Raw genomic sequence first — 12,930 nt, 5'->3', positions numbered from 1 at the left:
GTATGAGAAAATATATATTAACATCGTTAACCGCTATGTTGTTCGTAGGATGTTCAACAAGTGATGATGTAAACACAGATCAGCATGCAACATATAATACCACACCAGAAGCATTAATAACATATGCGCAGAAAGAATTAAGTGATTATATGACAACGCCTAATGTTAATGAAAACAATTTTAGGTTAACCATGCAATACTGGCAAGAGACTATTTATGTAAATGAAAGTAATTATGATTTTACAAACCGAAACGTATCTAATAATGTTTGGACAGACAACTATGTAAATGTATTAAAGAATTTGGACCAAGCAAGAAGAACTATTGATGCATATGTTCCAGCTGTTCAAGAAGCTCCAACATGGCCTGATATAAAGAAAAATCAATTGGCCGTGATTGATATGATGCAGGTTTATACATTTCAGGTTTTAGTAGATACCTATGGTGATATTCCATATACACAAGCTTTGGATATAGATGCTTATCCACTTCCTAAATACGATAAAGCATCTGATATTTATGCCTCACTTATTTCAAGATTAACGACTGATATAGATAATCTATCTACAGGCTCAGATGCTTTTGGTAGTGGAGATATATTTTATAAAGGAGACGTTGGAAAATGGATTAAATTTGGTAACTCATTGTTGCTTAAGTTAGGAATAGCTTTAGCGGATGTTAATCCAAGTTTAGCCCAGAATACTGTAAATCATGCAATTTCAGGTGGATTGATGTCTGATTCAGATGATGATTGTAAATTTCAATATCTTGATTCTTCCCCTAATGAGAATCCTATATATCAGGAAGTAACATCTCGAAATGATTTTATTGCTGGAAAAACATTAGTAGACTATATGAATACTACTGCTGATCCTAGGATTAGTGTATACTATAGAGGTCCGATTGCAGGTCAATATGTTGGTCAGGTAATTGGTGCACCTGGAGCTTTTGCTAGCTTTTCAAAACCAGGCCTTTTTACTAGAGACGCTACTACACCTGGAGTTCTTTTAAGCTATACAGAAGTAAGCTTCTACCTTGCTGAAGCAGCAGCAAGATGGGGAATTGGAGGAAGCCCTGCTACTTTATACAATACTGCCGTTACCTCTTCTTTTGCTGATTGGGGGAAAGAAGCAAATGCAGCTGCTTATCTGGTAGCTCATCCATATAATGCTTCAAATTGGAAGAAATCAATTGGAGAACAAGCTTGGGTTGCTATGTACAATCAAGCAGTAACTTCTTGGAATTTTTATAGAAGATTAGATTATCCTCAATTAGTTGCTCCTACAACAGCAATTCCAAATGCTGGAGGGAAAGTTCCTGTGAGACTTCAGTATCCTCCTGCAGAAGCTACAACAAATGGTACGAATAGTGCTGCTGCAAGTGCTGCAATCGGTGGTGATAAACTTACTACAAAATTATTCTGGGATATCAACTAAAAAATTATATCCAGATTCAAATAAACCGCCTTCGGGCGGTTTTTTTATTTCCGTATATTTGTATCTCAAAATTTTGCAGGAAGTAAGGCTATTTCCACTGGCCTTTAAAAAAGTAATACATACACATGAATATTAAAGATAGTATAGAGAAGAAACTTTCAGAGGTGATTTTAAATGTTTATCAGTTAAAAGACATCAATCTGGAGGTTCAGGAAAATAAAACGGAATTTGAAGGTGATTTTACCATTGTTACTTTTCCTTTGGTAAAGCAACTGAAGAAAAATCCGGAAAGTATTGGCGTTGAATTGGGTGAAGCTTTAACAGAGCAGTCTGATTTGTTTGAGAGCTTTAATGTAGTGAAAGGTTTCCTTAATGTTAAAGTACAAAACCAATTGTTTGTGGATAACTTCAGATCCGTAAACAGCAATTTTGATACGATTGAAAAGAAGAATTCAACAGTTATGGTGGAATATTCTTCGCCAAATACCAACAAACCTCTTCACCTGGGGCATATCAGAAACAATTTATTGGGATTCTCTGTAGCTCAGATCTTAAAAGAAGCGGGGCACGATGTGATCAAAACTCAGATTATTAATGACAGAGGAATTCATATCTGTAAGTCTATGCTGGCCTGGGAAAAATTCGGACATGGAGAAACTCCTGAAACTACTAATACAAAAGGAGATAAGTTTGTAGGAAATTATTATGTAGAATTCGATAAGAACTATAAAAAAGAAATTGCAGAGCTTGTAGGGCAGGGAGTAGAAGAAGAACAGGCTAAAAAAGATGCTCCATTGATCAAAGAAGCTCAAAAGATGCTTTTGGATTGGGAAAACGGAGATCAGAAAGTAAGAGACCTTTGGAACGAAATGAATTCATGGGTTTATAAAGGATTCAATGAAACCTATAAAAGACTTGGAGTAGATTTCGATCAGGTTCAGTACGAAAGTAATACGTACATTTTAGGAAAAGATCTTATCCAGGAAGGATTGGACAAAGGTGTTCTTTATCAGAAAGAAGATGGCTCCGTATGGTGTGATCTTACTGATGAAGGTTTAGACCAGAAACTTTTACTTCGTTCAGACGGAACTTCCGTTTACATGACCCAGGATTTGGGAACGGCTGTAGAGCGTTTCAAAGACAATAATATCCAAAAGCTGATTTATACGGTTGGAAACGAACAGGATTATCACTTTCAGGTGTTATTTAAAATCATGAAAAAACTTGGATATTCATGGGCAGACCAGTTATTTCACCTTTCTTATGGAATGGTTGAGCTTCCTGAAGGTAAAATGAAATCCCGTGAAGGGACTGTAGTAGATGCAGATGACCTGATGGCAGAAATGCATGAAACAGCAAGACTGAAAGCTATAGAACAAGGGAAACTTGAAGGTCTGTCAGAAGAAGCAAAAGTGGCCTCTTACGAGATTATTGGAATGGGAGCATTGAAATATTTCATGCTGAAAGTAGACCCTAAAAAGAAAATGTTGTTCAATCCGGCAGAAAGTATTGAATTTAATGGAAATACAGGTCCGTTTATCCAATATACTTATGCACGTACACAATCTTTACTGGCAAAAGCTGATTACCAATATAAAGAAGTTTCGGATGTTGCTTTGAATCAGTTTGAAAAAGAATTGATTATGCTCTTGGCCAACTACAAAACAATTGTAGAAAGAGCAGCAGAAGCATTGAGCCCTGCCTTGGTTGCTAATTATGTTTATGACCTGGCTAAATCTTACAATTCATTCTATCAGAGTAATATTATCCTGAAACTGGAAGATGAGAATTTAAAACGATTCCGTTTGAATCTGTCAGATCTTACCGCCAAAACAATCAGAAAATCATTAGCGCTCCTCGGTATCGGAACCGTAGACAGAATGTAAAAAATAAAAGCCTCCTGAAATTCGGGAGGCTATTTTTTAAATAAAATGTATCAAAAATAAACGACAATCAATACACGGAATTTCAAAACCCGAATCCTGCACCTCGCATCCCGAACCCCGTCTCAACTTTCTTTCACCTCATTCCCACCATCTTTTTTGCTATCCCTGTACAGCTTAGCCGCGCTCCATCTTGCATGTTTGGAAAGAATAACATTATAGCCCTTTTTATAGTTATATACCTTTGTAAACTCGGCTCCGAAAAAAACCAGCATACAGGAATAATTGATCCACATCATAATTAATATAACTGTTCCTGCTGCACCAAAAGTAGAGGTTGGTTTAAAATTACCAAAATAAAGACTCAGTAAAAATTTACCTAAAGTGAACAGAATAGTGGTCAGTAAAGCTCCTTTCCAAACGGGTTTCCAACTGATCTTCACATCCGGAAGCACTTTAAACATCAGGGCAAATAACAGCATGACCAGCCCGAAACCAATAGCAAAATTCACGAACTCTACCAGCATATAGGTTTCAAGGCCGAAATAATTCGTGATCCAGTTGTTAAGAAGGCTTATTGTTGAAGATAAGATCATGGTGATCATCAGCAAAAAACCGAGAATAAGAATCATTCCCAATGAATTGGCCCTGTCTAAAAGGAATTTTATCAAAGCCTTTTTAGGAGCCGCTTCCACATCCCAAAGGGTATTTAAAGTATGTTGTAACTGAAAGAATAATGTAGTGGAACCAAAGACCAAAGATCCTATTCCTACTATCTTCATAAAAACATTCTGTTTGTCAATAAGTGCGCCTGCAATCATTCCTTCAATACTTTTCGCAACATCCTTTCCCATTAACCCACTGATCTGGTTGCTAATCTCACCGCGGATGGCTTCCTCACCGAAGAAATTTCCGGCAATCCATATAATAATGATCAATAATCCGGGAATAGAAAAAATCGCGTAATAGGCCAGGCTTGCCGAATCTTTTGATGCGGAAGAATTGTTCCATTCGTTGAAGGTTTCCTTAAGCACCTCCCAGAAAAATTTGATATTATTGATCATATTAGAAAGGATATCCTATGGCTATATTCAAAACTAAATTATCTTTTCTCCAGCTTGAATCTCCGAAGTTGATCTTATCAAATGCCCACCGGTCTCCTTTTTCATAGTAAGGAACGCGTAATGGCATGGCAAGATCAAGTCTTAAAATTAAGATAGAGAAATCAAGTCTCAGACCAACTCCGGCTCCAACGGCAATTTCACTTAAAAATTCTTTGGAAAATTTGGCGCCGGGCCTGTCATTATCTTCATTAATTAACCAGACATTTCCTGCATCAACAAACGCGGCCACATTTAAAAACTTATAAATATTGGCGCGGTATTCTGCATTTAATTCCAGTTTGATATCTCCAGACTGATCTATCAGAACTCCCTTATCAATAGTTCTCGGATCAAAGCTTCCGGGACCTAAAGTTCTTGCTCGGAAAGCCCTGATGCTGTTACTCCCCCCAGAGAAAAACTGCTTAGAGAAAGGAATAAATTCCGAATTTCCGTAAGGGTAAGCAATTCCTCCGATAAATCTGGTAGCCAAAGAGCTTTTCTCTGTAAATTTATGGTAGAGCCTAAAGTCACTTTCTATTTTGGCATATTGACTGAAAGGTATTCCAAAAATCTTTTTTTCTTTTCCTTTCTCAACATTTGCTCCTGTTACCAGACCGGTAATATTTCCTGCTAAATCCAATGTCCCTTTATAATAAATGGTTGTGGGTTTAGACAGCATTGTATTGGTATAGGTATAAGAATAAGTAGGACCAAAAATAAGTTGCTTTTGAACAACTCTTTGCATGGCATCACTATTAGCTGAAATTGAATCATATAAAGCAGTAACCTTGGCAGGAGAAACCAGTGTTATATCCAATAGCTTCAGATCATGTTCTTTTCGTACGTTTTCCTTCCATAAATAACCAAATGATGCACTGAAAGTATTAAGGGTATAATACTCTGTCCGGTTCTGGAATTCAAATCCTAAATTGATATTGGTTCTCGGAACAAAAGCACTCGAAGAATTGAAACGGAAAGGCGCTACAATTCTCGGAATAGAAAGTTGTACTGTTGATCCTGCACGGAAAAGATTCTGTGCATTTTCCTGTCCGCCCATCTGGAAATCAAAAGCTCCGTAAATGGCTGCTTTAAACTGCTCGGCACCTCTGAAAAAGTTTCTGTGAGTCCAGTTTAAATTTAATTCACTACCTGCATAATTGGCAGAATTGGTTCTTCCTAAAGCTTCCAGCCTGAGCGACTGAATTTGTCTTGGTGTCAACAGATAATACGCATCAAACTGATGTTTTAATGAATCGGAAACAATGAATTCATTCTTTACAAACTTGAAAACTCCCAGACTGATCAGGCGGTTAAGCGTAAGATTATGATTGGAACGGTTATAAAGATCCCCTTTCTTAAAATATAAAGCTCTGTCGAAAATTTTAGGTTTGAATTTATGCTGCGGATCAATCACATAAATATCACCGTAAGCATATTTAGACAATGAATCAGTGTTCATAGGGACATTATATTTGCCTCTTTTTACATCCTGGATATTGTAATTGGGGAAAACGATCACCTTGTCAATACTGAACTGCTGTGTTGCAAGATCCGGAGTATTGTCTTTTAATTTTACGTTGAGCTCAACCTTATGATTTTTACTTACCGTACTGTCTGCCTGAACAATAATGTTATCAGGATTGAAATAATAGAAGCCCCTTTCCTTTAAGCCATTATCAATACGTACTCTTTCATCCTTAATCACATCAAGATCAAAAGGTTTCCCGGATTTAAGTAAAGTTTTATTTGTTAAACTTTGAATTTCCCTGTTAACCAGTGAAGAATCCTGCTGAAATTTAACATGGCTTATAAAATATCTTGAACCGGGTCTTAAAGTATAAATTACCTTAGCTTTTTTGTTTTTAGAAACGGTGTCGTAAGTGGCTTTTGCATTGAAATAGCCCTTGTTTTCAGAATAATTTTCAATGATATCTTTGTTGAATTCACGGTCTACATCTCCAAGTAGAACAGGCTTTTCACCGACCTTATATTTTAGCCAGTAATTAAAACCCTTATCTTTTTTAGGTTCTTTGGCAATATTATAGAAATATAATTTCGGGCGCAGTCCCAGTAGTGTAGAATTGGGTTTAGGAACCAGATTTTCTTCCAGCGCAGCTTTAAGCTCGTTTTTCTCCTTCTTCGAAATGGTATCATTCTCAATCTTTACTTCACCGCCCGTGTAAAGCATCTGGCCTTCCTTCAGGAACCTGGTATTACTGCACGAGAAAGTAATAGCCGCAAATCCTGAAACGAATAAATATTTCCAATATATGTTTAATCTGCTTTTCATTATTTAAATTCTACCACCTGGTTATTTTTGTTTTCCTTTTTACGTCTGTCTTTCTTCGATTTTTGAAAAATCTCACGGAATTTATCATAATCCAAAGTAATGATGAATCCTAATCCCGTTTCTATGATCTGCCCCTGAAGAGCTACCTGGTATTCATCCTTACGGTAGGCGCGGAGCATATATCTTCCGTCTTTTGAAAGGCTGTAATCTACCGTAACATTTCCTGCAATATTCGTCATGTTTTCGTTCTGGCGGGCTTCACCTTCAAGGGCAAAATTACTTCCTACAGACACTTTAAGACGGTCATTCAGCAGTTTTTTACTTACCCCCACATTCAGATCGGTTCTTGTATTTTTTTCTCCGCTGGAATAATCTTCGGAAGAATCAACACCCAGGTCAATATCAACACCTTTGATCAAACCCGAAGCAAGGTTGTTCAGTTGCTGGGAAAGAATTTTACTCACACTTTGTCTGGCCAGCATTTCGGCCGACATTCCCGCACCGGACTCAAACGGATTTTCCCCAATGAAACGGTTCAGCAGAAGAAGGGCAAAAACCTGTTTATTCATTTCTGATTCCTGGGTTCTGAGCTGGGTAAGCTTTTGATCTACAATATCCGTTACCGTAGATGAAACCGCATTGTTCTTCTCATCCGTCGTAATATCGAAAGTGATCTGAGGTTTCAGAAGTTCACCCTTCATTTTTAATAAAGTGTTGAAAGGAATTCTCTGTTTAAACTGATTCATTATGGATGCATCTTCACCGCTTACCTGCTGCTCAACGAGGTCAATAGGCGGTGCTTCCGTTTTATAGACAGCCGTGATATCCATTGTTGCAGCGGTAGGTTCACCCGTCCACGTAATCGTGCTCCCTTTCTGGATATCAAATTTACGTTTCAGAAGACTTACTGATAGTTCATAAGACCCTTTTTCCACTTCATACACACCTACAAGGGTTGTTTTTCCTGAAGGATCAATTCCCCCGGTCAATTCTGCTTCACCCTGAAGTTTTACAAAATCTCCGTTAGCCTTATCAATAACAATTGATAGTTTTGCTTCCTTGCTTACCTCAATATTTACGCTTACATCCATTCCTTTGAAACGGCTTTGGGCCTTCAGGGAATCAGCTTTAATAGTTTTGTTTAAAACTACCTGATCCTGGTCGATGAATTCCACAATTCCGTCTCTCTCTTGGAGTGAAGGGCTTGATTGTGGAAGGACAAACGTGAAATCCGTATCATCAGAGACTGAAAGTCTGCCGTCAACTTTTGGAAGATCTAAATTTCCGCGAATGTGAAGTCCTGCATCAATCGCAAGAACTCCGTACATCATGGCATCATTGGATTTTTCAGAGTTTACCACTTTGAAATCCCTGGCATTTACATCAAGATTAAATGCAAAATCCCTGTACGTTTGTGTAAGAACCTGCCCGTTGATGACAAGGGAATTTCCGTCCTTATCATTGATTTTAAACTTATTAAACTCAATACCGCGGTTGGTAAAATCAATTTCATCATTCAGTTTTCTGAAATCGCTGCCTGTTTTGGCAATTTCCAGTCCGGCATCATTGAATTTCACTTTACCTAAAATGTTCGGTTTTTCAGTGCTTCCGGTAATTTTTAAATTTCCTGAAAGATAACCTTCCGTATTGGTGATGGCATTCATGGAAAAGCCCTGAACACTCTTCATCTGGAGCCTGTTGATGGCCATATTCAGATCAAATGTACTTGAAGAAGTATTGTAGTCACCAAGAATTTTCACATCATTATCATTGCCGGAAAGAGCAATATCCGCATTCAGTATTTTGGGTGAAGTATTATTCACTTTTACGGCCAGATTTCCCACAGGGTTTCCATATACGATCAGATCTGAAATATTCAGGTCGGAAGTGAAGGTCATATTTTTTGTAACATCCCTGAGCTGGGCAGTTCCGTTAATGGTCCCCCTTGCCAGAACTGTGTCTTTTTTAATAAGCTCGGTAATGGTTTCAATTTTAAAATCTTTCAGTGAAATATTTAAAGGGCTACCTGCGCGAGCAGTTTCGGACTGGAGGGAAATCTCGCTTCCGGCATTGGACAGGATAAAGTTGTCTGCTAAAATTCCCTGGCTGCTGATCTGGATTTTATTGTTTTCAGCTACATTCCAGTCTGCATAATTTAATTTCAGTCCGTTTGGATTTAAAGAAATCTCTGTGATATCATTTAACGATTTTGCATTTCCTGCAATAAGGAATTGTGTAGCATCTTTATCATCTTTTGAAGTAATATTGTAATTGATAATATTTTCCGCAACGTCTCCGGTTACAGCAATCTTTTTCAGGGTAAAGCTGGAACTTTGTAAAGCCCCTGTATTGAGGCTGTATTGCAGTGCCTGGTTTTCATTGGTGACTTTTAAAGCAATATTTTCCAGGGAATTTTCACCATACAATAATTGCGGAATCTGCCCGTCAATTTCTATTTTTTGGGAATCTGCATCGTAATTTCCTGCCAGGTTGATCGTTTCAAAGCTTTTTAAATCGGGGACAAACTTTCTGATCAGATCATCATTCTTGATCTTTGCATTGAATGTGAAAAACTGTCCCGGATCTATTTTCTGCCCTTTTGACGGCTTCTGGAACTGGTAATACTGATTGATGGTCTGCGTTAAAGCACCGAATATTTGTGTAAGCTTATATTTTCCGATCAGAGAAACATCAGCAATCTGGGAATTGAAGATAATTTGCGTTGAATCCTGCGTAGAGGAAGCTTTTAGATTGACTTCCTGTACCGGATACACTTCTTTTGTATCTGAAAATGCAAAATCTTTCAGGTTTAAATAACCATTCAAAGCATCAGGATTCAGACTGGAGAAGTCTCCGTCTATCTTTCCGGCGATAATCATTGGTTTCTCGTAAAATCCAAGTTTATTCACATCAAGCTTGATTACTTCACCATTGATTTTTACCGTAGGATTTTTTTCATTGTAAACTCCGGAAGCAATCAAATTCAGATTGGCATTCGGGTCTTTTGAGTTTAGCACAATATTATAAACACCACGGTTTATTTTACCCGTAAGGTCCATATTCTGATAACGGTAGCCTTTATACACAGCCGAAGCCACGTGACCTTTAAGATCAGCTTTGGCATTTTTGAAATCAAAGCTTTCTCCTTTTGCTGAGATTTGCGCCGTTACAGGGCCTATATCTTTATTTTTAATGATCTTTCCTACCTGAACTGCCTGAAGATTGGCCTTTACATCATACAGTTCGCGGTTTTTCCTGCTCATATCCACATCGGCAAGGATTGTGGCATTGCCAAGGGTAGAGTAGAGGTTAAGATCAGTTTTTACCACTTTTGTAGATCCTTTTGCATTTCCTTTAATGCTGAAATGAGAAGGGAGGGCAATATTGGAAGGAATCGTATTTTTCGGAACCAGATTGTAAACGGTTTTGGCTTCCGCAGAGAATTCCCCGATCCTGATATCATAATAAAGATTTTCAGGTTTCATTGCATTTTTAATTCTTCCTGATGCAGCCACTCTCAGCTGGTCCAGGCCTGAAACTTTAAGGTCTTTGATCAGCAGATCATTTACGCTTCCCTGAACGTTTGCATTGACATTCAGAATCGCATTGGGATATTTATTGAACGGAACTGTATTTCGTAAAGCCGGAACAATATTCAGGATATCAGCGAAACCGATTTTAGAATCTTTGATATTGGCTGAAATTTTTACCGCTCCTGGATTTGATGTGAGTTGTTCAAGGGAATCGTAATTTAAAATTACCTCATCACGGATCAGCGTTTTCGGGGTCTGCAGATAAAGGTCTTTCAGATAAGCCTGCTTTTCTGCATACACAAAATCGGTATTGAATTTTTGGATATCCAGGCCTCTTCCTTCCTTGATTTCCGCCGAATTTACCGTTCCTGCAAAAGTATTGTTCTCCATTTTGAAGCTTCTTACTTCCACGTTCATTTTGGAAAAATTCATATGGTTGAAATCCATTCCCTGTTTTGTGGGAGCAATAGCTGTATTGTTGTATACGGCTTTTACATCATTCAGGACAAGTTTTCCAAGAAGTAATTTCATGGCTTTATCCTGGTCTGAAACTTTGGAAACTTCAGGCTCTTTTGAATCTTTTGGGTTGGCATTTTGCGCAGGCAGATAAAGATTTGCATTAATATCTGCGCCGGAAAGTACAACATTGGCAATATTGTAGGAATTATTCTCCAGATCCAGTTTATTCACCTTTGTGCTCAGTTCCTTGAACAGTACTTTAGCAAAAGTTTTGGTATTGTCATCACCGTAATCAATATCGAAATTGGTAAGCTTGATTCCTCTCAGGCCAATATTCATCGGTTTTTTATCATTCAATGAATCTACCTTTTTCTCTACTTTCTTAGCAACCTCTTCAATAAGGTCCTGCTTTAATTTTAGTTTAAGGCCATCAAGATTGATATCATTAACGGCATAGGTGTTTTTATTGAGATCAAAGGTTTTAACCCTTGTATCAAATGATTTGAAGTATAAATTGATATCGTTCCTTGACTGCTGGTCGTTAAATGTTACTCCAATATCTTTTAAATTGATTTTATCAAGAGAAATAATAAACGGTTTGGAAGAGCTTTCTTCTTTATCGCTCGTTGCAAAAGCATTAATGATATAATCAAAATTAAATGCCCCGTTAGGTTTTCGTACCACATGGGCACGGGCTCCTTCAAGATCTACCGAAGTAATGTCAGCCGTAGAACTGATAAGTTTCAGCATATTTAAACCTACATCCAGTTTTTTTACGGCCAGAAGCGTATCTACATCCTGTCCTTTAAGATAAAGATTTTCCATTACAAGACTGTTGGGAAACCCGATGTAAACTCTTTCCAGACTGACTTTGGTCTTGATTTTTTTCTCAAGATATACAACCAGTTTGTCTTTGATGAAATTCTGAACGGCAGGAAGCCTTAAGCTTAGAATCAAAAGGGTAAGAAAAACCAATATTGAAATAAAGGTTATTGCAATACGCCTCAGGAGTTTTCTTTTGTTGATTTTCAGTTTCAAAATGCGATCAGGTTTCTAACAAAGATAAGAATACTATTTTATTAGCTCTTTGTTGTGGTACCCTATTGCAAGTACAAAAACCCTGCCTCGGCTGCCTTTTTATGGAATTTAGTTTAGTAGTTGTCAAGTGAATTAGTTGATCAAGACAGCCCAGGCGTGGATTTTTCTTTAAAAAGCCCCCTTTATTATCATTTTTTTAGTGTTGAAAAGGTTAGCAAAAATGAATTCAAATGTTAGTGTAGTTTCAAAGGGGGCGAAGAGATATATGGAGATAATAAATTGTTGTTAATTGTTGCCGTTCTCCCATTTCACTTCTTCACCCTGAGGTGCAGCACCGCCCTGAGCCGGAGTAACAGGAGAAGTTTCCTGGTTGATATGATACACATAAGCGGCAATTTTTTCGGCGTCTCTTCCGGTAATCGTTCCTTCCTTGATGAAAGGGCGCATGGTAGGATTATTCGGGGAACCGTTTTCAAGCATCCAGAATACGTTTTTGAACAGGCTTTTTTCTTTAATATTGATCCAGTGTGTATCTGTAAGGTTGGGCCCTATGCCGCCTTTTCCACCGTCACTGTGACAGGTTACACAATTGGTTTTGAAGAGTTCCTGACCTTCTGCAATATTATCTGCGCTGTATTTTGCTGTTGCCAGATCAATCTGGGGAGCGGTTTTTTCATATTCCGCTATGGATGCCAGCATTGTTTTTACTTCTTTGTCGTATTCCGCTTCCGGGTGGGCGTATTCTGTGAAGGCGAAAGCTGTGAGATAGACTACGCAGAATATGCATCCGAACCAGAACAGGCCGATCCACCATTTCGGTAGTGAATTATCAAGCTCTGTAATCCCATCGAAACCATGATCTATAAGAATATCTTTTTCTTCAGTAGCAGACTGTTTTTTAAATGCTGAATTCCAAAGCTTTTGGTAATAAGGAATGCTTTTCTCTGCTAAATATTCTTTCTTTTCCTCTTCCGACAATCTGCTGAAGCTTTCATTTTCAACCAGATCTCCGATGGAGTTCATGATCATCAGGAGGATGATTGCAATTAACAGCAGCGCCCAGAAAAACGGAGAGGAAAAATACCCTGAATCTCCGGCGAACATTTCAAACGCCATGATCGTTAAGCCTATCGTGGTTGCGATATATATTGAAATGGGGGTTCTCTTTTTCATTACAGTATTATTTTA

Annotated in this window: 6 protein-coding genes; 2 read left to right on the top strand and 4 right to left on the bottom strand. The window is 38.0% G+C overall.

All coding sequences use genetic code 11. The features are described 5' to 3' along the window. The first annotated feature begins 2 nt into the window (after positions 1-2). Positions 3-1,436 carry a SusD/RagB family nutrient-binding outer membrane lipoprotein gene (locus tag HNP36_RS15610; protein WP_184165634.1) on the top strand — a complete coding sequence of 478 codons (1,434 nt, stop codon included), beginning with the start codon at positions 3-5 and terminating at the stop codon, positions 1,434-1,436. A gap of 125 nt (positions 1,437-1,561) precedes the next feature. Next, positions 1,562-3,322 carry an arginine--tRNA ligase gene (gene argS, locus HNP36_RS15605; protein ID WP_184165631.1) on the top strand — a complete coding sequence of 587 codons (1,761 nt, stop codon included), beginning with the start codon at positions 1,562-1,564 and terminating at the stop codon, positions 3,320-3,322. A 122-nt stretch (positions 3,323-3,444) separates the two neighbouring features. Here argS and HNP36_RS15600 read toward each other — a convergent pair whose 3' ends face one another. From HNP36_RS15600 to HNP36_RS15585, 4 genes are all read right to left on the bottom strand, one after another. Beyond that, complete coding sequence (locus tag HNP36_RS15600) at positions 3,445-4,383, bottom strand: YihY/virulence factor BrkB family protein (RefSeq protein ID WP_184165629.1); 939 nt, start codon at positions 4,381-4,383, stop codon at positions 3,445-3,447. Between the two features lies 1 nt (position 4,384). Continuing rightward, positions 4,385-6,712, bottom strand: coding sequence for a BamA/TamA family outer membrane protein (locus tag HNP36_RS15595; RefSeq protein ID WP_184165626.1), 2,328 nt, complete (start codon positions 6,710-6,712; stop codon positions 4,385-4,387). Further along, positions 6,712-11,742 carry a translocation/assembly module TamB domain-containing protein gene (locus HNP36_RS15590; protein ID WP_184165623.1) on the bottom strand — a complete coding sequence of 1,677 codons (5,031 nt, stop codon included), beginning with the start codon at positions 11,740-11,742 and terminating at the stop codon, positions 6,712-6,714. The genes HNP36_RS15595 and HNP36_RS15590 overlap by 1 nt, the downstream gene beginning before the upstream one ends. 285 nt (positions 11,743-12,027) lie before the next feature. Beyond that, positions 12,028-12,915, bottom strand: coding sequence for a c-type cytochrome (locus HNP36_RS15585; protein WP_184165620.1), 888 nt, complete (start codon positions 12,913-12,915; stop codon positions 12,028-12,030). Positions 12,916-12,930 lie beyond the last annotated feature (15 nt).

The organism is Chryseobacterium shigense (genome assembly GCF_014207845.1).
GTDB lineage: Bacteria > Bacteroidota > Bacteroidia > Flavobacteriales > Weeksellaceae > Chryseobacterium > Chryseobacterium shigense_A.
The sequence above is the reverse complement of the archived record's forward strand: the minus strand, read 5'-3'. Positions and strand labels throughout refer to the sequence as shown.

Coding starts and splice junctions, on each gene's coding strand:
- argS (WP_184165631.1), top strand. CDS start 1,562: ATGAATATTAAAGATAGTATAGAGAAGAAACTTTCAGAGGTGATTTTA.
- HNP36_RS15595 (WP_184165626.1), bottom strand. CDS start 6,712: ATGAAAAGCAGATTAAACATATATTGGAAATATTTATTCGTTTCAGGA.
- HNP36_RS15585 (WP_184165620.1), bottom strand. CDS start 12,915: ATGAAAAAGAGAACCCCCATTTCAATATATATCGCAACCACGATAGGC.
- HNP36_RS15610 (WP_184165634.1), top strand. CDS start 3: ATGAGAAAATATATATTAACATCGTTAACCGCTATGTTGTTCGTAGGA.
- HNP36_RS15600 (WP_184165629.1), bottom strand. CDS start 4,383: ATGATCAATAATATCAAATTTTTCTGGGAGGTGCTTAAGGAAACCTTC.